Genomic DNA, 25,420 nt, shown 5'->3' on the forward strand with positions numbered 1-25,420 from the left:
AAACAATATTTATGCGTAAAAAAGTAATTGCAGTTATTTTAGGCGGCGGACAGGGTACACGATTATTTCCATTAACCAAGATGCGGTCAAAACCTGCCGTACCGGTGGCCGGTAAATATCGTTTGGTGGATATTCCCATTTCGAACTGTATCAACTCAGGTGTTCGGCGTATTTACGTACTTACTCAATTTAATTCTGCCTCACTGAATCGGCACATTAAAAACTCTTACAATTTTGATGTCTTTAGCCGAGGCTTTGTGGATATTTTGGCTGCAGAGCAGACTCCTCACAGTAAAAACTGGTATCAGGGGACGGCCGATGCGGTACGGCAGTCTATTCATCACATGGAAAACCACAGCCACGAGCATGTGCTTATTTTGTCCGGGGACCAGCTCTACCAGATGGACTATCGCAAGATGATGAAAAAGCACGAAGACAATGATGCGGATATTACCATTGGTACCATTCCCGTTGTTGCTGAGGATGCTACCGGCTTTGGTATCATGAAAACGAATAAGGAAGGCTTTATCGAAAGCTTTGTTGAAAAGCCTGATTATGAAGAACTTGACAAGTGGAAGTCAGAAACGCCGGAAAAGTTTAAAAAAGATGGAAGAGAATATTTGGCTTCCATGGGTATTTATATTTTCAAAAAAGAGATCCTCAACGACCTGTTTGATGAGTATGAAGATGCTACCGATTTCGGTAAAGAAATTATCCCTGAGGCAATTAAAGAGGATTATGAAGTACAAAGTCATGAGTTTGACGGGTATTGGACCGACATTGGGACGATAAAATCATTCTTTGAAGCGAACCTTGCCCTGACCGACGATCTGCCTCAGTTTAATCTATACGACAATGAGGACTTTATTTACACGCATGCCCGCATGCTTCCCGCATCTAAATTATCAGGAACAACTTTTGATCACTCGGTATTGGCCGAAGGTTGCTTGGTTGAGGCCAGTCGTATTGAGCGGTCCGTTATTGGTATCCGATCACGAATAGGCAAGGGCACTACGATCGAACATTCCATTATTATGGGTAACGATTTCTTTCAGTCACAGCAAGAGATCGAACAGAGTACAGATGACAATCCTCCCATGGGTATTGGTCAGCGCTGTTTTATCAGCAATGCCATTATCGACAAGAATGTGAAAATTGGGGATGATGTCCGTATTGCAGGTGGTGATCATCTCGAAGACGGAGAATATGACCACTACCATGTAGTAGATGGCATTGTCATTATCCCGAAAGGTGAGGTGATTGAAGACGGTACGAAAATATAATATTGAGTATGGCGTGTTATATGAAACTCAACGGCTACTCGTACTGTAGCTTTCCATGATGTCTGAGAAAAAATCCATCCGATAACTGAATTTGATATCGGGTGGATAACTTGCTAGTGCTGATGTCCGTCCTGAATTTCGTTGAGCTTATTCATGGCTCGATCATTGAGATTATCGAAAAGGTCTTTATCAATGTCACCGACGGTATACTTCAGATGAAGCCAAACGACATAGGTTGCCATCACATCTTCGTAGCAATAGTGCTCAATTTCAGCCAGCTTATCATCGCGAAACATTTCTAATACTTCATTGCCTTCGCCGGTTTGCTTAAATGGGATTCCGATCAGATAACCCAAGTGTTTAAGTTTCGGCCACGAGCTTGCCCCGTAGTTGCTGAATTCATCGAGCAGATCCACATTGTCGTTGCTGTAGCGATATTTAATGTCGTAATGATTAAGACGCTTCGGCATCTGTAGCCCATGTTTAAGGGCACGATAGGTAAGCAGAGGTAAATCAAATCCTCTTCCATTGTGATGGACCAAGCCAAAATCTTTGTAGGTACTGAGGGCATCAAAAAGTTTTTCAAGTCCCTCTTCTTCATTGTTGCCGTGCCATCCCACTTTTTGCTTGGGCATGCCGTTATTTTCGATCCACAAGCCCACCCAGGAAATCATCTTATGATACATTGGCGGCAAAAATCCCGATGAGTTACGTGCTAACTCTTCACTGGCCTGTATCAGTAATTCATTCTCATTTGTCTCAGGATTATCGATAACCTGACGTACAAATTCAAAATCAGGGATGGTTTCAACATCAAAAACAAAAAACATAATTACTCCGTCATTTCTCCAATTAAATTCCTGTTAAACTGCTCGGCTACTGTTGCATTATGGTCATGCTTGGCAAGAAGATACATTATTTTTGTGAGCGTTGCTTCGGTCGTCATATCCTTTGCGCTAAGTGCTCCCAGCTCTAACGCTTTACGTCCGCTTTCGTAATTATTGAGCTCCACGGCATCATAGGCGGCCTGCGAGGTGATTATCAATAGGATGTCATTATGAAGACACTTTTGGAAGAAAGGAAGCAAGCTTTGATCTCCGTGAATAGGAAAATTACCGCTCCCGAATGCCTCGACAATAAGTGCTCGATTATTACCGAAATCGATTTGACTCAGAAAACCAGGATTTAAATTGGGAAAGATCTTCAGAAGAAAAACCTGATCTGAAAAATCAGTTGTAACTTCCAGTTCATCTGAAGAGGCATGAACGTGATCGCGAATATCTATATTAAGCCCGATTTCTGCCAGGGGTGGGTAATTGGGAGATGCAAAGGCATCAAAATCGCCTATACTCATTTTGGTCGCCCTATTGCCGCGATAGACAAAATCGTTGAAGCAGATGGCCACTTCGGGGAGTGACATTGTTGCCATTTCAATAGCGTTAACCAAATTACGCCGCGCATCGCTGCGGATGTTGCTCATGGGAACCTGGCTGCCGGTTAGAATAATCGGTTTATCCAATCCCTGTAGTGCAAATGAAAGCGCTGATCCCGTGAAAGCCATGGTATCGGTGCCGTGCAGAATTACGAAGCCATCATAATTTTCATAATGGGTGCTGATGAACTCTGCTAATTTTGCCCAGTGTTTTTTATTGATATCGGAACTGTCCTCAAAAAAGAGTCGCTCCATTTTTATGTCAGCAATTTCTGAAAGCTCCGGAATAGCCTGGTACATCAACTCGGTCCACTTTTCGGGATTCAGCGTAGGCTTTTGGTCGCCGCTGACATCCATGGCAATAGTGCCGCCCGTTTGGATAAGTAAAATACTTTTCATGAATAGTGTCTCGGGTTTTGATTAAATCCGCAGCTAATGTTACCAAATTTAGCGGAAAGTATTGAGTTCAAATCTTTTTTTACCTTACTTGTCTAAAGAAAATCCAATGCACCGGAGTAAGCAATGATTAAAATAGCCATAGTACATTTTAGCCTTTCTAAAAATTGCTGCTGGTATAGTGCGGTGATAGAACGCTTTGGTGTTATCCTATATTCCCAAAAACGGAGGTAGCCTATGAATGTTTATAAACCATCAAAAATTAGAAACGTTGTACTGCTCGGTCATGCCGGTTCGGGTAAAACGACGCTGGCAGAGACGATGCTTTTTGAATCCGGAAGTAAGAAGAGACGCGGTTCTATTGATCAAAAAAATACTTCTTCGGATTATCATGAAGTTGAGCATGAAAAAGGAAAGTCAGTATTTTCAAGTTTGTTGAACTTGGACTGGCGGGGAAGCAAAATAAACTTAATTGATACGCCGGGTACAGCCGATTATATCGGAGAAGTTGTTGGACCGCTGCGGGTGGCCGACACGGCAATATTTGCTTTAAACGCCGAATACGGGGTGGAAGTGGGTACAGAACTGCATTGGAAATATACCGAGAAGTATAACATTCCATCGCTCATTATTGTAAATAAGCCGGATAACGAATATTCCGATTTCCAGAAGACGGTGGATATGGCCAAGGAACGATTTGGTCGTGGAGTGGTTGTGGTTCAATATCCCTACAGTGAGGGGGAAGATTTTCATGCTATTATTGATGTTTTAAAAATGACAATGTATGAATTTCCGGAGGATGGCGGTAAGCCGGACAAGTTGCCGATCCCGGATTCACATAAAGCGCAGGCCGATCTTTTGCATAATGAACTGGTGGAAGCCGTAGCTGAAAATGATGAAACACTTTTGGATTTGTATTTAGAGCAGGGAGAGCTTACAGAAAGTCAGATGCGAGAGGGGCTGCATCAATCGCTGTTGAATCGGGATATATTTCCGCTGTTTTGTTGCTGTGCCAAACGCAATATGGGTACCGGACGAGTAATGGGATTTTTGGGAAATGTGGCCCCGAATCCAATTGAAGCAAATCCGCCTAAATCTGTTGATGGAGAAGATATTAAGCCGGATACGGGTGGCGATCCGCTGATGTTTGTTTGGAAGAATAGTTCGGAATCGCACGTAGGAGACATGCTCTATTTTAAATCCTATGGCGGTACTGTAAAACCCGGGCAGGATCTTATAAATCATAGCACGGGAAGCGGTGTGCGATTATCCGGACTTTACTGGGTTAATGGCAATAAACGAGGAGAGGCTAATGAGGTGCCAACCGGAGATTTAGCAGCTGCTGTTAAATTAAAGAACACCGGTGTTAATGATACGCTACATCCCAAAGGCGGTGAAATAGAGATTGAGCCGATTCATTTTCCCGAGCCTGTAATTCGTACAGCCATACAGTTGAAACATGAGGGGGAGGAAGATAAACTGGGTAATGCTTTGCATCAGCTGCAGCGCGAAGATCCCTCAATGAAGATTGAGCACAGCCAGGAGTTGAAGCAGGTTATTGTTCACGGGCAGGGAGAAGAGCATCTGGCAGTGATTAAATATGCACTAAAAACGAGGTTCAACCTCGAACTGGAATACATACAGCCGAAAATTCCGTATCGTGAGACAATTACAAAAACGGTTCGAACTGAATATAAGCATAAGAAACAGTCGGGCGGAGCGGGTCAATACGCCGCGGTATCGATGCTGATGGAACCGCTAGCAGATAATATGCCTGAGCACGACGACCTTAAAGTACGCGATACGCAGGAAATAGATCTGGAATGGGGGGGGAAGCTAATCTTTCGAAATTGTATTGTGGGTGGTGTGATCGATAATCGTTTTATGCCGGCTATCCTGAAGGGTATCATGGAGAAAATGGAAACAGGTCCATTGAGTAACTGCCGTGTTCGGGATCTGCGTATCTCGGTGTATGATGGGGATATGCATTCTGTAGATTCCAATGATGCCGCCTTTCGTACAGCAGCACTCATGGCTTTCAGAAAGGGATTCATGGATGCAAAACCGAAATTAATGGAGCCTATTTATAACATAGAGGTAATGGTGCCGGCCAACTATATGGGCGATGTGATGAGTGATATCAGCACGCGGCGCGGACAAATTATGGGAATGGATTCGGAGGGATCAATCCAGAAAATTAAAGCCCAGGTTCCGCTCGAAGAACTCGATCACTATGCTACTCGGCTTAAATCTATTACTCAGGGCAGTGCCCGATATAGTCGAGAGTTCTCGCATTATGATCAAGTACCCCATGATATCCAACAACGTGTAATGGAAGAAACGATGGATATGCAGGAGGCTTGATTTCTTAGTTTAAAATAAGTGGAGGTTATCATTTTAGATGATCTCCACTTATGAATTTAACCACTTGCTATAGGGATGGTTTTCTTGGAGGTGTCGGATAAAACGACGTGGTAGTTCAAAAAAGAGCTCTTCCCGAATCGGAGGAAAACGTCGCTGCATTTTTTCCTGGGGACGCTGTGGTCGCTGTTCAGGATTCCAACTAAAGCCATCGAGGCGACGACTTTTCGTCTGATCACTTTCCGGGAGATAAGACCCATTTACGGTGCCAATGGCTTTCATTCTTGCAAGCTCACCATCTTCAAAAAAGATGCGAATATTGGGTGCCGATAGATCGACAGCTCCATCAGCTTCATCCTGATCATTTTTAGTAAAGCGGAGCAACTTGGAATTCCCAAATACATAAATTTCATTTAATGCGCCATCTCTAAAGTCAGCGTGAAGAGTATCCCCCGTAATTTGATTTAAGCGATTAATGCTGGTGTCTTGCTGCACCGAAAAGGGCCGAGGATAGGAAATTAAGCTGTCAATATCACCATTTGCAATTTTAGCTCTGATATATGGCCCCGTTAGCTGCACTTGCTTGTGCCATGATTTAGCGTTGGACCAGAGTTCAAATGTTTCTTTTCTGTCGGTATATTTTGAGGTATCTGAAACGGAGGAAAAAGAGGGGGACCAGATACGCACGTTATCATATCCAAATACGATAGCCGAAGTATCAGTTAGTGAACGCTGTTCCTTCGATAAAATAGTTCTGGCCCTGATGTGGGTGGTATCAGCTTGGGCGGTATCCGCAGTGTCCTGTTTAAAACTTTTAAGCCATGCATTGCCCTTAAGCAATCGTCGGCCGGTAGAATCAGCTTCCAGGTATTGTCCCTTAATCATGGAATTATTTTCTTGGTCGTCCCCAAAAATGTCACCGTAGAGTTCATAGTACTTTGTTTCCCGATTACTGAATAGCGAATCTCCTTCAAGATATTGAAGGGAGTCGGATATCTGAACCTTCCCATAGAATTTAGCACTATCGGCTTCTCGATAATAAAATCCTGAATCTGCTACTAATGTACCCCGTTGATCTTCGAGTCGGATCTCATCAAGAAAGTTTGCTACCTTGGTTGTAAAGCGATAATCAACGCTGTTGCCAAAGAGGGTAGTGCTGTCTGCTTCAATAATAACTCGTCCGCGGAGTTGACTGAAATCAACATTAGTAAAGTATTTGAGCGTATCGGCCCAAATTTTTTCGGTCTCAGTTTCAATTTGAATATTACCGAAAGCACGGATCTCATTTTGATTAACAAACTGATAGGCACTATCACAGAACATTTCCAAGTTTTCACTTTGCAGATGTACGTCACCTAATATTTTTTGTACTCTTTCGCCTTCGTACTGCCCACCCTGAATACTGTCAGCTTCTAAAATATTAACCCGATTTTGTGCTTGTATATCTTGGTTTAACCCAATCAATTGAACTGCTGAAAATGAAAGTAGCAGAACAATAGTTTTTGGTGATATCCGGATGATTTTATGGATCATTTAATCAACGATTACACGTCCCTTTGGTTCTTTGATGGTATAGTCCACCAAATCGGTTCCCCCTTCGAAACCGGTTCCTGCGATACTGTCGGTGGGTGTTTTAATAATAACAAATTTGGGTGTGCTGATGTTATTAGTGGATTGATTCCATTCCAAATATTCAGAGTCGAGATGACGATTATCTCTTGTTTCTACCTGAACATCTCCAAAAAGTTCGAAAATGGCATCTTCAGGTTTATATACAGCTCTGTTTGAATATACTTTTGTTTTTACCGTTCCTACAGAATCGAAAACGTGGATAGTAACTGGTCCTTTAATGCGGGTCTCCTTTTTATCGTCGGTAGAATATGTAGCCGCATACGATCCCCATAGTCGAACCTTTTTTTGTCCATCTTCCATAATCTTCATGTCCACATCCCAGGTTTCTGTGGAAGAGGTAAGAGAATCTTTAAGGGCTTTGTCTACCTGTTGGGATTCCTCCTGCGAGAGATCGCCACATGAAGAAATGCCTGCTATAATTAGCAAGCATATGAACAAGGAAAGAAGGTTTCTATGTTGTTCCAAAATATCGGTCACCTGCATCACCTAATCCGGGTACGATAAAGGCATCATCATTTAAATGATCATCAATAGCTGCAGTTATAGTATGCACATTGGGATGTTTTTCTTCGAGTTTTTTCAATCCCTCGGGGGCACAAATTAATGACACAAACCGCAAATGTTGTGCTCCCTTATCTTCTAAAAAGGATAGGGCATCATGGGCACTGCCACCGGTTGCCAGCATAGGATCTACCACAAGCACCATATCATCTTCAACGCCATCGGGAATGTTGGAATAGTAATCTTTCGGTTGGTGCGTGGTCTCATCTCGCTCCATGCCCAGATGTCCAACCCGAGCGTCGGGAATAAATTGAAGTAGGGCATCGGCAAGACTAAGCCCGGCACGTAGTATCGGGACGACCATTACCCCCTGATCAATGTCGTATCCGGTTGTTTTTTGGATTGGTGTTTCGACCTCAAAAGTGGTTTGGGGCAGTTCCTTAAGCGCGTGATACGCCAGAATCATGGCGATGCGCTTAATTGCAGCCCTAAATTCAGAGATGTTCGTATTTACATCCCGCAGTATCGTTAAGTCTCTATTGACTACGGGATGTTTTACCAGCGTTACATTTTTGAAATCAGACATAATAGTTGTGATTACACATCTGGATTTTCAAAGTATTTCTTGGTGATTTTATATGCAACTCCTGACAGAGCAAAGAGTGCAATGATGTTAAAGAAAGCCATTAGTCCCAGCATCACATCGCCGAAGGCCCAGATGGTAGTGAGGGTAACAATGGCACCAAAAAAGTGCATCCCTACAAAGGCGAGGCGATACCAGAAAATGGATTCAAAGCCGAACAAATATTGTGCGGCGCGGTCGCCATAATAGCTCCAACTAATAGAGGTGGATATAGCAAACAGAAGTACTGCAAATGTCACCAGATATCCGCCACCGGGAATAATGGGTGCTAACCCTTTTTCAAAAGCGGCTGAGGTTAATGGAGCACCATTTTGTACTACCCCACCATAGAGATTAGTCAGCTGGGTATCATCGGAAGAATAAACCGTTACTCCACGGTATCCGTCAGCATTTTGTCGCGGTGACAATTCAATGCGGCCGTTAAATGGAGTGGTATATGATTCATCAGAAAACATGGTATCTACAGGTGCCTCGTAGTGAGTCATCTCTCCGTTGGTAGGTATCCCGTCCTCGAAGTACAGAACGGGAGCATTTCCGGTTTGTCCGGTATCATCTGTTGTTTCGGTATACGTATAGGAAACAATATCAGCAGTGGGATCTATGGAGGATTTGTGCTGCATATCCCAGGCACCGGTAGAGATAATCACGAGCCCGGTCATAGTACAGATAATAAGCGTATCAATAAAAGGTTCAAGCAGTGCAACCACACCTTCGCGAACAGGTTGATCCGTTTTAGCTGCCGAGTGGGCGATAGGAGCTGATCCCTGTCCTGCTTCGTTTGAAAATAAGCCTCGTTGTACGCCGTAGCTTAATGTAAAGATTAGTGCTCCGGAACCAACGCCCAAAGCCCCGGCTGTTGGGTTAAAAGCATTACTGACAATAGATACAAGAGAAGGAATTACAGCATCGTAGTTGATCAAAAGAATTACCAGTGCACCCAAGACATAGAGAATACCCATAAATGGGACCAGGCGTGAGGTAACTTTTCCGATTCGCTTAATACCGCCAAGAACAACGGCCGCAACTAAACTGGCTGTAATAAGTCCTGTAATCCAAACGGGAATTTGAAAATCTGTTTTCATTACGTCGGCAACTGTATTTGCCTGTACGGCATTGCCGGTAAGAAATGCACAAATAGCGGCTGTGATAGCAAATGATACAGCCAGCCATTTCCAGTTTTCTCCAAGACCTCGTTCTATATAATACATGGGTCCGCCCGATACACTTCCATCAGGATTTGTACCGCGATATTCCTGAGCCAGTGTTACCTCAGTAAATTTGATCGCCATTCCGAATAAAGCTGTTACCCACATCCAAAATAATGCTCCCGGCCCACCGTAGTGAATTGCAAGTGCCACACCGGCAATGTTACCAATACCTACCGTTGCAGAGAGGGCAGTAGTAAGGGCTTGAAAGTGATTAATGTCGCCCTCGTCTTCAGGATCATCATAAAAGCCGGTTACTACTTTAAGTCCGTGACCGAACCTGCGAATTTGTATAAAGCCTAAACGTACTGTTATGTAGATTCCGAAGGCCAATAATATAACCACCATGGCGGGCATGGCTTCGGGCGTATTCCAGATGAGATCTACAAGCCAGCTAATAATTTGATCAAATGTTTCCATGTGTTAATAAATATTCTTGGGTTATTTTTGAGAAACAATCAAGCGGAAGGTATAAAAAGATTTTCGAATTTTTTAAGTTTAATTGATAATCTGCTATGACAAACCATTAAAAAACGTTAAAATGATATATGTAAGTGTAATAGTCATAGTTGATTAAAGTGCTTATATTTGAATTGATCAACGGTTAATAGTGATTACAAAAAAGGGTGACGTTCTATGACAAAAGCAGACATTGTTGATGTAATTGCATCTTCAACAGGACTTACAAAGGTTGAAACCGAGGCTGTTGTGAACGGTTTTATGGAAACCGTTATTGATGCAATGAAACGCAACGAACATATAGAGTTAAGAGGATTCGGGACTTTTAAAGTAGTAAAGCGAGCTCAACGTGTAGCTCGTAATCCCAAAACAAACGAAGAAGTGATTGTACCTGAGCAATATGTACCTGTGCTGAAAATGTCTAAAGATTTCAAAGAGGCTGTTAATGAATCGGTTATGGAAGATGAGGAGGGATAAAAAGCCGTTTATTTGGGACTAATTTTTTAGGTTTTAATGCGAGGATATCCGTATCTTGGTTGACTATTATCCCGGATGCCAATGGTATCAATGAATAAAAAATTGAGGTGATTATTATGCCAAGCGGAAAGAAAAGAAAACGATCAAAAATTGCTAAGCATAAGCGCAAAAAAAGACTGCGTAAAAATCGACACAAAAAGAAATAATTTTAGTTTCACATCGAAAGTAGAAAAGGCCTTCATATTTAGAAGGCCTTTTTTGTTTTCCGTAGGTTTTGTTAGGGTAGTATCCCACCGATATTTCTGTTACTTGTACCGAATCGTTAAAGCTGAATGTAAATCAGGCGATTTCTTGTGGGTTTATCATAATGAATTAGTTACGAATGCTCTTAAACATGCATTTGTGGAGCGTGATGAGGGCAAAATTGGTGTTACGATTTAAACTAATGCTGAAGATGAAGTAACGTTTACAGTGGCTGATAATGGAAAGGGGTTGCCAGAAGAATGTATTAATGGCCAGATACTTCGCTGGGTGCTACCTCAATCCGACAGCTTACAATGCAGTTTGACGGTGAGTTAGATATTCAAAATAAAGATGCGAGCATTGGGTTTCGGTTTACAAGAAATAGCCGCACTGGCTCCAGCAGTCAACAGTTTAGCTTTAATAATAAGGGAGAACTTCTGGCCCCTGTAATGGTTTGTTTGCTTGAAAAGCTAGCTGTAATTATGCAGCCTGAGCTTCCAGCGTCTGATCTGCAATTCGCAGCACGCGGTTAGCTTTTACCAGCAGTTCTTGCAGACAACGACTTACAAAATCATGCACATCGTTAAGGCTGTTCATATCTTCAAGCGTGTACTGGAAATAGGATATCAGATTTACAGCAGATAAGTATTTGCCGCTTTCAGATCCTTCGACCTCGACATGCCAGCGTGTGATGATATCATCATCAGCCAACAGTTCGTTGACCTCCTTACTTATCTGCTCCATCCACTGGCTTGCCTCTTCTAACCGGTGGTGGCCGTTGTGGGCTGCTAATGAAGAATGGGGAGCTTTTTCATCAAACAGCCAGGTGATTTCAATATCGATAGCTGGCGAAATGGATGTGCTAACCATGTTCTCTTCCTGCAAAAAGGGATGTTCTTCCATTCCCTGCAATTGTTTTGCCAACACCGTTTCCCGAAATCGATCCCAGTCGAAATTTATGGATAATGCTTTCAGAAAATCGGATTTGGGTTTGAGATCAAATTCAATTTCCAGTCCCGTTGCATTTATTCTATCTTCATTCCAAGTGCGAAAGGTGTTAATCGTGAATTCTCTCTTATTTAAATCACTTTCTATCCGGTTTACTACAGAGTTGAATATCGGATATGTCATTATTTCAACCTATTAAGTTCAAAAGTTTACGTTTCAGAACGTCTCTTTAAAGCATGAACAACTTTTACACGCTAATATATTTAAACCGCGAGATAAAAGAAAAAATTGAGCATGCATTTTTTAGTTTTGCGATTTCTCCCCACAAAGATGTGCTCCATATATATATTGAACGAGACGACGAAAGATCGCGCCTAATATTTAGTGCAAACCCGCGAGAAACGGCCCTATTTTTGGATTTTTATCGTCCCCCCAAAAAAAGTAATGTAATTGATTTTTTTGAACCGCTTGAAGGCGAAAAAATTATTGATATGAAACTGGCCGAGAAAGACCGGTTAGTCTCTATCTATTTTGAGAATGGACAGCATCTTCTGTTTAAGCTTTTCAGTGGCAATCCCAATGTGTTTTTGGTTGAGGATGATGTAATTGTTGATGCGTTTAAGAATCCTGATGACGTAAGGGGAAAAGCTCCCCCCAAACCGGAAGCTCCTACATTTTTGGATGAAGTAAGTCCGCGCCGATCTGCCAAAAATCAGATGACAGAGGTGAATCCGCTTCTGCCACGTAACTTATTGCCGTATTTAATTGAAGAACACGAGGTTGATGAAATGTCTCCCAAACAAGTAAAGGAGTTTACCAATGAGGTTACCGGGGCCTTGTTGGATGAACCGCATCCAAGGGTTCTGAAGACTGGCGATTTTTGCCTCTGGTCAAAAGAGTGGTTGGATATCTCGAGCGAAAAAGAGTGTGACGAGGTGAATAATTGTGTCGCTTTTGCCTACAAGAACGCGGTGCATTTGCGTCGTCTCCATGAAAAAAAAGAAGATATCCTTCAGTTTTTAGAGCGAAGTAAATCCCAAAAAGAAAGCTTAATCTCACAGCTTCAGCAGGCCGAAAAAAGTTTAGATCGGGCTGAGAAATACGAGAAATATGGCCACTTGCTGATGGCTCATGCTCATGAACCTGTTACGGAGGGAACAACGGAAATTACGATCGAAGATTTTTATGAGGATAATCAGGAAATTACTATTCCGCTGAAAGAGAATAAGTCCATAGCTGATAATGCCGAGTATTATTACAAGAAATCGAAAGATGCGAAGAAGTCATATCAAAACGCGAAGCAGCGTCTTCCAAAAGTAAAAAATGAACTTGAACAGGTTGAACAGCTGTTGAATGAGATCGAAGAAATTGATCATTTGCCTGATTTAAACAGCTGGGTGAAAGACAATAAGCAGAAGCTCGAAGACTTTGGTTTTGGCAGTGGAGATGATAAACAGGCTACATCCCCCTTTCGAAAATTCAAGGAAGGAAAGTTTGAGATCTGGATTGGCAAAAGTGCCAAGAGCAACGATCAGCTTACCAGTCATGCCCACAAGGAGGATATCTGGTTACACGCGCGGGGCGTGGGAGGATCGCATGTGGTTATTCGTATGGGCAACAGAAAAGATTATCCGCCACAGCATGTATTATTGAAAGCGGCCAGCTATGCGGCTTACTTTTCAAAGGCGCGCGGCATGAAATCAGCGCCCGTCATGTACACGAAGGTAAAGTATGTCCGCAAGCCCAAAGGGGCCGCTCCAGGAGCCGTCGTAATAGAACGTGATGAACAAGTAGAAATGGTACCACCAATGAAACCTCAAAGTATGTAAGCATGATTTCGAATCTACCTGATCGTATTTTTCTATGTGGATTTATGGGTGCCGGAAAATCGGTTATTGGTCAAAAATTAGCCGAGAAGTTGGAGATATCATTTTTAGACCTGGATGATAAAATCGAAGAGCAAACCGGCCAAACGATCCCCGAAATTTTTGAAGAATCTGGAGAATCCACTTTCCGGGTTGCTGAGCGACGCGCCCTTTTAGAAGTCATCAGAACATACGAAGGAGTAGTATCGCTTGGTGGAGGAAGTTTGCAAAATCAGCATATCGTAGACCATGTAAAATTGAATGGATTACTTATTTTTATAGAAACACCGATTTCTGTTATTTTAGACCGCATATCCAAGGATAATAACAGGCCGCTACTTTTAGATGAACAGGGAAACCCCAAAAGTGAAACGCAGTTGAATAATGAACTGACGGCTTTGTATGAAAAACGGTTATCCTTATATGAGCAAGCGGTGATTCAAATAAAAAACGACGGCAAGAAAAGTATTGGGGATATTGTAGAAAAATTGTTGAATAAGATTAGAAACCATGTCGAATATTATAGACGTTAACATTTCTCTGGATAGGGAGTATCAAATTGCCATTGGTCAGCAGCTGGATCAATCCTTTAAATCGTTTTGCGAAGCTCATTACAATCAAAATAGAATTTTTATTCTGATTGATGAGAACGTAAATCGTTTGCATAACGAAAAGGTGGCAAAGCTAAGCAATGATTTTGAAGATATTCACCTTATTGAAATTCCGGAGGGGGAGTCTTCAAAGTCAGTAAGGGAATGGAACAACATTACGAATACGATATTAGATATAGGAATAGAACGGTCGACGCCGATCTTAGCTATAGGAGGTGGCGTGACCGGTGATCTGGCGGGATTTGTAGCTGCTACTACCTTACGGGGGGTGCCTCTTATTCATATGCCAACCACTTTACTGGCGATGGTGGATAGCTCTATTGGTGGAAAGACAGGGGTTAATCATGCTACAGGCAAGAATCTAATCGGCAGTTTTTATCAGCCCGATGCCGTGTTTTCAGATATCTCATTCCTTGGAACGCTCGAACAAAAGGAGTGGGTCACGGGAATGGCAGAAATATTAAAATACGGTGCTATCCGAAATCCCAAGCTATTTGAAGTGATGGAAGAGTTGATCCATCAGCCATTAACACCAAAGGAGCGCTGGGTTGAGGTTGTTGAAGAAAGTGCGCGAATTAAAGCTGATATTGTTCAGGAAGATGCCCTGGAGGCTGGTAAGCGAGCGTATTTGAATTTTGGTCATACTTTTGGCCATGCCCTTGAGAAAACGGCTGGCTATGGAGAAATCACCCATGGGGAGGCCGTTTTTGTAGGAATGATTGCAGCCTGCCGCTTTTCGCAGGAGTTGGGACATCCCGTAAGTGATGCACGTTTTTCCCCTTTTCTATCGTTGTATAAGAACCAGATGCCGCCGTTGACGACCGATATCGAAAAACTTTTAGAAGCAATGAAATCCGACAAAAAAGTAAAAGATAATACAATTCGTTTAGTACTGTTGAATGAGTGGGGATCACCGTATCTTTATAGTTGTGAGGATCATACAATGCTAGAAAAAAGTTGGAGCTACACACTGGATAAATTTAATGCATAATTGTTGAGCGCACGTGTTTTATCGATGGTTATATAAAAGCTGGAAATATTTCTGGAGGATAGTCTTTGTCCTATTATTTATTGCTGCTATCCTAGCGGGTATTGCCATTGGTATTTTACAGCTGGATGTAACCAGAGATTATCTGGCGAACCGTATTGAGCGGCAAGTGGAACAAACATATAAAGCTGAACTCAATATTGGGGACGTTGATGGTTTTCTGCCTTTTCAAATGAGTTTATATGACGTTGCCTTGTTGCGCAATAATGATTCCGCCGGAGATACGTTGATATCTGTTCAACGGGCGGACAGTGAAATTGATGTTTGGGGACTTCTTCAAAATAATCTGACGATTGTTGGTTTTTCGTTGCAGTCACCCGAAGTCAATCTCCGATCGGATAAAAATGGAAAACTGGTATTGCTTGAACGCAGGCCCGAAGCAAAAAAGCGCCAACGCTTGAATGGCGGCTCATGGCTGAGTAGAGTCGAAATTCTTGCTCGCAATGTAAGTATCGTAAATGGTAATGTTCATTTGGAAGCTGAATCAGATGATCATCAAATTGGGGAACTTCCGTCATCATTTTCACTGAAGAATATAAATGCCTCCCTTTTTGTGGACTGGAGCGAAATGCAGCGCTACCTGGATATCGAATCGTTTTTTGCAGAGCCTGAAAATTTGCAGGTCGATAATATTTCAGCATCAGGACAACTTTACAATGATCACCGTTTCCTGGAGTTTAATTCTTTTTATTTAACATTAGGCAATTCACGATTTGTTTTTAATGGGGAGGTTGATGGCGTTAACCTTTTAGAGTCTGATGTAACAGAACAATTAAAAGCAGCTCAGTATGATCTGGATGTACGTTCCAATGATATCGACCTTCAGGATATCGCTGACTTTACAACGTTTACTCCTGAACTTGAAAAATCTCTAAGCATTGATATTAGGACGGAGGGATCTGCCGATTCCTTATGGATAGATCGTGCAGAGCTGGGTATTGGAGAAAGTTTTATCAATTTAAATGGCCTTGTTGCAAATATACTTGACCGCCAAAACTTGACTTATCAGCTACGATTTGAAGGATTGAACCTCAGAAATGAGGACCTTGCCCAGTTGTTAGATTCGCTGGCTATTCCTAACAACAAAGAACTACAAAGTTTGGCAATTTCTGGCCAGGCCAGAGGCGGACTACAACAGGTTAATGGTGATTTTTCGCTTTCGAGCACCCTTGGTTCTCTTGAAATTGAGGGGGAGACACAGCTTGTGAAACCCTATAATTATAAGGGTACATTTACTGGCAGGGAGTTAGATATCGCTCCCTTTTTTGCTAAGCGCGTAGATACTACAGCTCTTAATTTTGATGCCAGATTGGAAGGAAAAGGTTTTAGTCTCGATAACGCAGCTGCTGATTTGAGTGCGACATTTACGAATAGCAGAGTAGGTTCTCACCGGTTTGACCGGTTGGTTCTATCCTCAAATCTGAGTAATAGGGTTTGGAATCAGGAGTATGAATACTCTAATAAAAATGAGTTTTTGCAGGGTTCTTCATCAATAAACTTTAATGATGAAGATCGAAGACTAGCCATAAAAGGAAATGCGGGAAATATAAACCTGGCTCATTTTTTCGCAGAAAATAAGGTGGCACAGACCGCCCTGAATTTTGACTACAGTATGGAGCTCCGTGGATTTGATCCCGAGCGCCTACAGGGCAAAGCGAATCTTGATATAGCTCCGTCAGTGATCGGTGGCGATACCGTACGTGCTCATCAATTCTATATGGATTTAAATTCCCCGGATGCTTCAACTCGACAGTTTCGTCTTACAAGTTCACTTTTTGACTTGAATATTAGTGGAAAGGTTTCACCGTCCGATGTAATTTCGCAAACAAGGTTTTGGAGCTCCTACCTCAAAAACAGGTTTGACTCCGAATTATTATTGAACCAACCGATTACTACTGATTTATTAGATGACTCCCCACAAGATAAGAATGTGGTTGTAGATGGAGATTTACAGACAAAAGATTTAGGGTTACTAAAAAAATATCTGCCTCAATTTCCAACTCTTTATGCTGATTCGGATGTCTCCTTTAACGTAAATACAGATGGAACGCGACTCCTTTTGTCGGCTAAGATGACTTCTGATACCTTGGCTTACAACGACTTTAGTTTTAAAGACGCAAATACGCAATTTACAGCCAGTTTTAGGAGTGATCGCACGCTCAGTGAATTTTCTTCAGTTGACTGGGAAGCTGACGTCTCGCAAATTAAGACAGAATCTGTCGATTTAGATTCTACTGCATTTGATCTTTCCGTAAAAAAGGATTCCGTTTATTTCACCCAGCATGTAGGATCCATATCAGATGATGCACAATTTAATATGACCTTGAAATCTAATCTTTCAGATTCGGTAATTGCCGTATCGGTGGAAGAGTTTTTTGTGGGCAATGAGTTATATGCTTGGGTAAACGAGTACACCCCCCAGGTGCGTTATTACCGAAACGGTGAAGTGGGTTTTGACCAATTTAGCTTTCAGAATCGTAATGAATATTTCAGATTGCAGGGTAGGTTAAGCCCCAACCGCAGTGATTCACTTACATATACGTTACGTGACATAAACCTGCAGCGCATTTCGGATCTTATAAAAGGAAGAATTGATTTCGCGGGTGTATTAAACGGAAGTTTGGTTACAAAATCACTTACGAGCCGGCCTACTATTCAAGGTGATCTAAATGTGAATCGTTTTCGAATGAACGACCGCATAATTGGTGATGTGCGTTTCGACAGCAAATATAATCCCGAAAAACAGCGGTTTGATACTCGCATTGATATTCTGACTGACAGCACGAAATACGAAGATTATCTTGAATCAAATGATGGGATAGGTCAGGATATACGATTGGATGGTTATGTTGTAACACCGGACCCAGAAGTTCGCCAGGATACAGTATATTACTTTGATGCTAATTTTGATCAGGTTGATCTATGGTTCTTGGCAGTAATTGCAGACAATGTTTTTGCCGAGGTAGAGGGACAAGCAACGGGATCGGGTTATATTACGGGCAATTTAGAGGATTACGATTTCGGTTCTCAATTTGAAACCCAGAATGTATTTGCCCGACCAGAGTTTTTAAATACCAACTACTTTTTAAGTGGACCAATACAGTTTAATAGAGATGAAGGCGTGGTTCTTGATTCGCTCAGTGTTATGGATACCAAAGGAGGCACAGGGACGATCTGGGGAACAGTAGATCTTAACGACTTTGATCCTATTACCTATCTCGATCTTTCACTGGATATGAACCGCTTGCAGTTTCTTAATAGTAAGATGGATCCGGATGTACCATTTTATGGTAATGTATCGGGTACGGGACTTGTCAGGCTTTCAGGATCCAATACTGATATGTACATGCGCACGGAAAATCCTGTGGAGGTTACCAGCGACTCCGAAGTTTCGATTCCGCTGCTTGAGGAGACTGAGCTGCAAGAAAGTGGTAAATTTATTCGGTTTGTTGATTCTTTTGATGAGGTATACAAGAAGACAAAGCCAGCAATTGAACGTGCTGATCAAGAATCTGAAAGGGCAGAGGAGGCATTAGAGCAAGCTCTCGAAGAGATGACATTTACTGAGCGTTTTGATTTGGACCTTCGCTTTAACGCATCTGAAAATTTAAGTGTTAATCTCATTTTTGATCCTGTTACAGGAGATGTGCTTACCGCACAGGGGACTGGCCAACTTCGTATAACGATGCAGGACCAAGACGTACAAATGTTTGGACAATACAATATCAATGGGGGTAATTATCAGTTTGTAACGGGTGAAATTATTAGCCGTCGTCTTGAGTTGGAATCCGGTGGTACAATTGTGTGGGAAGGTCCCCCAGATAATGCCCGATTAGATATTAGCGCGGTTTACAATGCGCGACCCAATGTTTCAACATTGCTCAGTGAGGATGGTTTGAGCGACCAAAATCAAAACGGGAGTCAGCAGGTGCCGGTAGATTTAATTGTGGAAATTAACGGAACGCTTAATAGTGTTGAAAATAATTACTATTTTAGGCTCCCGTCTACGATGGAGCTTTCCTCAAATTCAACTTTGCAATATACACTGAATCAAATCAACCGAGACGAGCAGCAAAAATTGTTGCAGGCCACCAGTATACTTTTTACGGGGCAGTTTATCCCTACACAAGGGATAGGCAGCGGCACGGCAACATTAAGCCAGAATCTGACACGTGGATCTACCTATGTTAATCCATTTTTGTCTAACCAGGTGAGTTCGCTACTGTCTAATCAAATAAATACGTTACTTAATAGTGATGTAAGTCGCTTGGATATAGATTTTAATTTAAATGCTTATAATGAAGTGGACTTGGGTATTGCATTGCGACTATATAACGATCGGTTGATTTTCCGTCGTGAAGGTCAGATTACCGGAAGTGGGGGACAAAGTACCCCGGGGGATCGGATTGGTGATTTAAATGCCACATATCGTATTAGAAAGGGATTATCATTGACGGCATTTCACCGACAAGATCAGGCCTTGAGTAACCTGCAAGCGAGTCCGCAAGCCGGTGATGTTACTCCGTATGTAGATGGATTAGGGATTGAATCGCAGGTTCAGTTTAACACCTGGCGCGAATTATTAAATCGAATTAAGGGGATTTTTGGAATAGCCAAAGATTCCGCAAACAGTGAATAGTAAATTTGTGTTGCATAAATTGAAGCAACGTAATAGAAGAAGTAAGAAATTTTTAAAAGTTTATTTTAGTAATTAGATGAAAAAAAGTAAGAAAGAAACATTTGAAGACATTATTCTCGATATTTTGCAGAATAACCCGGAGGCAAATCTGCCATTCGACGTTTTGCAGAATATTTTAAAGATAGATGGTAAAAAAGACAATCAGCATCTTAAAGATGCTATCAACAGTCTATATGACCGCAATTTAATTGTTAAGCGGAAGGGAGGGGCCATACAGCTTTCTCCTAATGGCAGTGACGAAGGAGGAAAGAAAGATCGCAATACCGTAGTGGGCAAAATGGATATCAGCCGGCGCGGTACTGGTTATCTTATCGCTGAAGGATTTGATGAAGACATACGGGTACCTTCAAAACAACTAGGCACGGCTCTGCAGGATGATATTGTCAAAGTAAAACTATTAGGAAAAAAGGGCAGAAAAAGTCGACAAGAAGGAAAAGTTCTTGAGATAGTTGAACGAGGCCGAAGTATGTTTGTTGGTATTTTGAAAAAGCAGGGTAAACAGAATTATATAATTGAACCTGATGAAAAATCGGCTCATACTGATTTCTTTGTACTGCCTAACAATATTGGTGAAGCCCAACCCGGTGAAAAAGTAGTTTTTGAGCTGGTAGACTGGGTACATCCCAAATCACTGCCGGAAGCGAAAATTGTAGAAGTACTTGGTGAACAGGGAACAAATGATGCCAACGTTCTTTCTATATTGGCTGAAAATCAAATTAAGGCTGGATTCCCCGAAGAAGTAGAAGGGTATGCAGAAGATATAAATCGGGAGATTACGGATAAGGAAATTGAACGTCGCCGTGATATGCGTGATGAGGTTGTGTTAACGATTGATCCTGATACGGCCAAAGATTTTGACGATGGATTAAGTATTAAAATGCTGGAAAACGGCAATTATTATCTGGGCGTTCATATTGCTGATGTAACTCATTATATGCCGAGAAATACCGTGCTCGACGATGAGGCGGAACATCGTGCTACCAGTGTATATTTGGTGGATCGCGTAATTCCTATGCTGCCAGAGGTGCTCAGTAATGATGTTTGTAGCTTGAATCCACGAGAGGACAAACTGGCTTTTAGTTGTTTTATGGAGATTGCTCCCAATGGCAAGTTGGTAGATTATTCTATTGAGGAAACCGTTATTCATTCCAATAAGCGCCTTACTTACGAACAGGCTCAGGAAATTATTGACGGTAAGGAAAGCGAGTATTCTCAGCAGATTAAGACAGCTGCAAAATTAGCACATGTACTCTTGGATAAACGATTTCGTGAGGGGAGTATTAACTTTGAAACACCTGAGCCGAAATTCGTGCTGGATGAAAACGGCAAGCCTATTGATGTAAAACTCAAAGAACGATTATTTGCACACCGGTTGATCGAAGAATGCATGTTAATGGCTAACCGAACAGTAGCAAAATATATCGAGGATATTCGTAAGCAATCGAATAAGGAAAAGTCGAAAGATCTGTATCCGTTTTTATATCGCATCCACGACCAACCGGACCTTGATAAGCTCAAGAATATTGAGGAAAATGTGAAACCGATCGGCATCAACTTCCATATTGATAGTCCGACAGTAAGTTCAAAAGCAATAAATGTTTTATTAGAACAAATTGAGGATACTTCACTGGAGTTGACCATTAATGATTTAATGCTCCGCGCAATGTCAAAGGCAGAATACAGTCCTGATAATATTGGTCACTTTGGACTGGGTTTTGAAAATTATGCACACTTTACCAGTCCTATTCGACGTTATCCTGATGTGTTAGTTCATCGCTTGTTGAAAAGCTATCTTGCAGGAAAACCCAGTTATTCACATAATGAACTTAAACAGCTGGGATCGCATTGTAGTGAAAGAGAACGTGCTGCTATTGAAGCCGAACGAGATTCTGTTAAGTTGAAGCAGGTTGAATACCTGAGTGAGCACTTGGGAGAAGATTTTGAGGGAGTCATTAGTGGTGTGATGGACGGTGGTATTTTTGTTGACTTAAAAGATATCCACTGTGAAGGAATGGTTCGTGTTAGTGATCTTGATGATGATTACTATGAATATGATGAAAAACAGCATTGCCTGATTGGTAGAAATCATGGTAAAAAGTACCAATTAGGGAAAGAAATTCGTGTTAAAGTTGTTAAAACAGATATAAAGGCAAGACAAATAGATTTAAAACTGGTAGATGACGGTAGTTAATTAAATGCGTATCCATATATGAAATTATCTCAACTTCTTCGGCAATTCCTTGTACTGTTATTTCTTACCGCTTTTGTTGGCGGTTTAATGCAGGAGGCTCAGGCCCAATATTTTTCGTTTGGGAAAAACAGGGTGCAGTATAACAACTTCGATTGGCGTTATGTGCAGTCAGAGCATTTTGATATATACTATTATAAGACTAAGAACTATGATTTGGCCAATTTTACGGCCTATTCGATGGAATCGGCTTACCGGCAGTTGAGTGAAGATTTCGATCATGAAATTGCTGACCGTATTCAGGTTATCATTTATGATTCCCATAATGATTTTTCTCAAACCAATGTCGTACCGTTGCCTGTTGATGCTGAAGGAATCGGTGGGGTAACAGATGCATATAAAAACCGCATCACCATGCCTTTCGATGGTAACTACGCAAAATTCAGAAGCACACTCCACCATGAGCTTGTACATGCTGTTATGAATGACATGTTTTATGGTGGTAATGTACAGTCGCGGCTGAGTGGTAATGCACTTCAAATTCCCTTGTGGTATAGCGAAGGAATGTCTGAGTTTACCTCCCTTGGCTGGGATACCAATACCGACATGTGGATCCGCGATGCCACCATCAATAATTATCTTCCTCCCATTCCACGGCTTGGCGGATATTTTGCTTATCGAGGGGGACAATCGGTTTGGAACTACATTGCTCAGGAATATGGACGGCCGAAGATTACCGAGATTATGCAAACGCTGCATAATCAGCGGAACTTGGAAGTGACAATAAATAGAACCCTTGGTTTGAGTTTGGAAGAGCTCTCGGAACGTTGGCAAGATTTTTATCGAAAGCGGTATTTGCCGGAAGTTGCCAACCGGGAGGATATAACATCATTTGGCGATTTGTTAACCGAGCGTGATAAAGCAGGAACTTATAATACAAGCCCGGCAGTATCACCGCAGGGTGATAAAGTTGCGATGATTACCAATGAGCGGGGTTATTTTGATGTGGTTGTAATTAGCGCTATCACTGGTGAAAAAATAAAAACAGTTATCAAAGGGGAGGATAACCTAAATTTTGAAGAGCTAAATATTCTCAACCCGAATTTAACATGGTCGCCAGACGGTCAAAAAATTGCGTTGTCCAGTAAATCTAAGGGATCTGACAACCTGGCCATTGTTGACTACGAAACCGGCAAAGTTAGAATGGTTAGGTTTCCCAAATTAGATGCAATTGGCTCTGTTGATTGGTCGCCCGATGGCAATAAAATTGCTTTTGATGGGAATATTGGACCTAATCAGGATATTTATGTGTACAATTTACAAACACAGGAATTTAACAATGTAACTAATGATGTATTCTCGGATTATGAACCTGCTTGGGCCGATGATTCTGAGACGCTTTATTTTGTATCGCATAGAGGCAATCAGGTTCGTTTAAATAATGTGCAGAACACCTCACGCCTGTTGATAGACGATGATTTATATACATCTGATATTTATTCAGTTAAGATTGGTTCCTCAACAGCGCAACGACTTACCAAGACGCCGAATTGGGATGAAACCCAGCCTGCAACCAGTCGTGACGGTAAGCTTTTCTATATTTCTGATGAAAACGGTATTCCTAACATTTACTTGATGGATCTTCAGGATCGTACCTCATCCCCGGTCACTGACCTACAGACTGGCGTTATGCAGATGTCTATCAGTGCTGATGCCAGTCGCTTGGCTGTGAACTCTATCAACGAAGGCTACTTGGATATTTTTATGATTCAATCTCCGTTGAGTCGTGTCAAAGATCGGCCTCTGGAACCGAATGAGTGGGCTAAGAGAAGGGCAGAAGAATCAAAAGCAGATCGCGTACCTGCCACTAAATACGTTCGAGAAATGTTGACAACCCAACCGGTTGATTCAACAAGTCTGACGGATGCTGTTGCGTCTAAAATTGATCCTCAACCCAAAGAAGCGTATGTAGACACCAATGCTACTCAGCCTGATACTACATCACAGGATACCACCGAAGAGCAACAAGAAGATAGTTTTGATTTCAGGAATTATGTATTCGACTCCTCAATAGAAGAAGACACAGCTTTTGTTGCTGAATATATGGATGAGGCAAAATTCAATCTCGAGGGCAATCAAACTGACGATGGTCGGTATATTCCGAGAGAGTATCGGTTGCGTTTCAGTACCGATATTATTTATGCCGGAGGTAATTTCTCAACATCCTATGGAACGTACGGTATCACACAAATTCGTTTCAGTGATTTACTGGGGAACCATCAGATAGCTTTTGGCTCAAACCTAAATCTGGATTTGCGCAACAGTACGTACTTTCTGCAGTATGCTTACTTGAAAGAAAGAGCTGACTGGCAATTTACCTTTTTTCATAACGCCAGCAATTTCCAGGATTTTTCCGGTCAACTATATCGTTTCCGATCCTACGGTGGGGGTATAAACATGCGCTATCCGTTTGATAAATTTCGCCGCATCGATGTGGGGTTGTCGGGCATAGGAATAGCACAGGATTATAGTATTGCTTATGCTGATACCAGTCAGAATGAAGCAACTGCTTTTGCATATCCTCAAGTTATTTTCACCAGTGATAAAACGATGCCCGGATATATAACTCCATCGGGTGGCTCGCGCTATTCACTTAGTATTACCGGTAGTCCACCCATTACCAGCGAGACCCTGCAATTTGCCTCTATACTGGGAGACTATCGCAAGTATTTTAATTTAGGATCTCGCTATTCATTAGCATTGCGTGGATCGGGAGCGGCTTCGTTTGGTCGAGATTCACAGACATTCTTCATGGGGGGTATGCTGGGATGGATCAACTCGCGCTATTCAGGACGAAGTATTCCTTCGGATAGGTTGGGCAGTACCTTCTTTACTTTGCCGGCCTTACCTTTACGAGGTCATCCGTATAATGCAATATATGGAGATCGTTTTTCACTGATCAATGCTGAATTTCGATTCCCCTTGTTCGCAGCTATACTTCCGGGTCCAATTCCGATTTTACCACTTTATAATCTTACAGGCGTCGCGTTTTGGGATGCCGGTATGGCCTGGGGACAAGACGTGGTATTTGAGTATCGTGATCGATCAGGCAGGCCTGCACGGGCGATTTTAAATGATGATGAGCTCAATTTTGCAGTAAGTGAAAGAAGGCAGCGGGTAATTGATACAGGTAATGGAACCTTCAACGTCCCAGTCAATGATGGTGATATTTTGATGGGTGCTGGCTTTGGATTGAGAACCATCCTTTTTGGATTCCCGCTCCGTTATGATGTTGGCTGGCCGTACTATCGTGATGGCTTTGAAAGTGATCCTATCCACTATATTACGATTGGCGTAGACTTTTAAGAATGCTTATCCGCCTGGTGTTCTGTCATCAGGTGGATTTGGATTTCTTTAGGAACTGCAAAA

General features: G+C 42.0%; 16 protein-coding genes. 9 read left to right on the forward strand and 7 right to left on the reverse strand.

What is annotated here, in order from left to right; all coding sequences use genetic code 11:
- Positions 1-11 precede the first annotated feature (11 nt).
- Entirely contained in the window at positions 12-1,283 is a 1,272-nt protein-coding gene (locus tag ACT3IB_RS00845; protein ID WP_491537121.1) for a glucose-1-phosphate adenylyltransferase, read from the forward strand.
- Between the two features lie 113 nt (positions 1,284-1,396).
- Here ACT3IB_RS00845 and ACT3IB_RS00850 read toward each other — a convergent pair whose 3' ends face one another.
- Together ACT3IB_RS00850 and ACT3IB_RS00855 are read right to left on the reverse strand one after the other, a co-directional pair.
- Complete coding sequence (locus tag ACT3IB_RS00850; RefSeq protein WP_491537122.1) at positions 1,397-2,113, reverse strand: ribonuclease H-like domain-containing protein; 717 nt, start codon at positions 2,111-2,113, stop codon at positions 1,397-1,399.
- 2 nt (positions 2,114-2,115) lie between these two features.
- Positions 2,116-3,114, reverse strand: a complete 999-nt coding sequence (locus ACT3IB_RS00855) for an asparaginase (RefSeq protein ID WP_491537123.1) — start codon at positions 3,112-3,114, stop codon at positions 2,116-2,118.
- A 234-nt stretch (positions 3,115-3,348) separates the two neighbouring features.
- Between ACT3IB_RS00855 and ACT3IB_RS00860 the strand changes: the two genes are divergently transcribed.
- Positions 3,349-5,475, forward strand: coding sequence for an elongation factor G (locus ACT3IB_RS00860; protein ID WP_491537124.1), 2,127 nt, complete (start codon positions 3,349-3,351; stop codon positions 5,473-5,475).
- Positions 5,476-5,523: 48 nt separating this feature from the next.
- On the opposite strand, the gene ACT3IB_RS00865 is transcribed toward ACT3IB_RS00860, so the two are convergent.
- Genes ACT3IB_RS00865 through ACT3IB_RS00880 form a run of 4 tightly spaced genes read right to left on the reverse strand, consistent with a single transcriptional unit; the run spans position 5,524 to position 9,873 of the window.
- Complete coding sequence (locus ACT3IB_RS00865) at positions 5,524-7,005, reverse strand: OstA-like protein (protein ID WP_491537125.1); 1,482 nt, start codon at positions 7,003-7,005, stop codon at positions 5,524-5,526.
- Positions 7,006-7,530 carry an LPS export ABC transporter periplasmic protein LptC gene (lptC, locus tag ACT3IB_RS00870; RefSeq protein WP_491537126.1) on the reverse strand — a complete coding sequence of 175 codons (525 nt, stop codon included), beginning with the start codon at positions 7,528-7,530 and terminating at the stop codon, positions 7,006-7,008.
- Between the two features lie 25 nt (positions 7,531-7,555).
- A complete protein-coding gene (gene upp, locus ACT3IB_RS00875; RefSeq protein WP_491537127.1) occupies positions 7,556-8,191 on the reverse strand; it encodes a uracil phosphoribosyltransferase in 636 nt (211 codons plus the stop codon).
- 11 nt (positions 8,192-8,202) lie between these two features.
- Positions 8,203-9,873, reverse strand: a complete 1,671-nt coding sequence (locus ACT3IB_RS00880; protein WP_491537128.1) for an alanine/glycine:cation symporter family protein — start codon at positions 9,871-9,873, stop codon at positions 8,203-8,205.
- Between the two features lie 216 nt (positions 9,874-10,089).
- Between ACT3IB_RS00880 and ACT3IB_RS00885 the strand changes: the two genes are divergently transcribed.
- A complete protein-coding gene (locus ACT3IB_RS00885; protein ID WP_491537129.1) occupies positions 10,090-10,389 on the forward strand; it encodes an HU family DNA-binding protein in 300 nt (99 codons plus the stop codon).
- A 723-nt stretch (positions 10,390-11,112) separates the two neighbouring features.
- Here ACT3IB_RS00885 and ACT3IB_RS00890 read toward each other — a convergent pair.
- Positions 11,113-11,763, reverse strand: a complete 651-nt coding sequence (locus ACT3IB_RS00890; protein WP_491537130.1) for a hypothetical protein — start codon at positions 11,761-11,763, stop codon at positions 11,113-11,115.
- Positions 11,764-11,816: 53 nt separating this feature from the next.
- On the opposite strand from ACT3IB_RS00890, the gene ACT3IB_RS00895 reads away from it, so the two are divergent.
- From ACT3IB_RS00895 to ACT3IB_RS00920, 6 genes are all read left to right on the forward strand, one after another.
- On the forward strand, positions 11,817-13,409 hold the full coding sequence (locus tag ACT3IB_RS00895; protein ID WP_491537131.1) for an NFACT RNA binding domain-containing protein: 1,593 nt from the start codon (positions 11,817-11,819) through the stop codon (positions 13,407-13,409).
- Between the two features lie 2 nt (positions 13,410-13,411).
- The gene (locus tag ACT3IB_RS00900; protein WP_491537132.1) at positions 13,412-13,978 is read left to right on the forward strand and encodes a shikimate kinase; all 567 of its coding nucleotides are present in this window, start codon (positions 13,412-13,414) and stop codon (positions 13,976-13,978) included.
- Entirely contained in the window at positions 13,956-15,047 is a 1,092-nt protein-coding gene (gene aroB / locus ACT3IB_RS00905) for a 3-dehydroquinate synthase (protein ID WP_491537133.1), read from the forward strand. Before ACT3IB_RS00900 ends, aroB begins: the two co-directional genes overlap by 23 nt.
- Before the next feature lie 13 nt (positions 15,048-15,060).
- The gene (locus ACT3IB_RS00910) at positions 15,061-19,743 is read left to right on the forward strand and encodes a translocation/assembly module TamB domain-containing protein (protein WP_491537134.1); all 4,683 of its coding nucleotides are present in this window, start codon (positions 15,061-15,063) and stop codon (positions 19,741-19,743) included.
- A 76-nt stretch (positions 19,744-19,819) separates the two neighbouring features.
- Positions 19,820-21,994 carry a ribonuclease R gene (rnr, locus tag ACT3IB_RS00915; RefSeq protein WP_491537135.1) on the forward strand — a complete coding sequence of 725 codons (2,175 nt, stop codon included), beginning with the start codon at positions 19,820-19,822 and terminating at the stop codon, positions 21,992-21,994.
- 18 nt (positions 21,995-22,012) lie between these two features.
- A complete protein-coding gene (locus tag ACT3IB_RS00920) occupies positions 22,013-25,357 on the forward strand; it encodes a peptidase MA family metallohydrolase (RefSeq protein WP_491537136.1) in 3,345 nt (1,114 codons plus the stop codon).
- The last annotated feature ends 63 nt before the right edge of the window (positions 25,358-25,420 follow it).

The organism is Fodinibius sp. GM21, assembly GCF_058386955.1.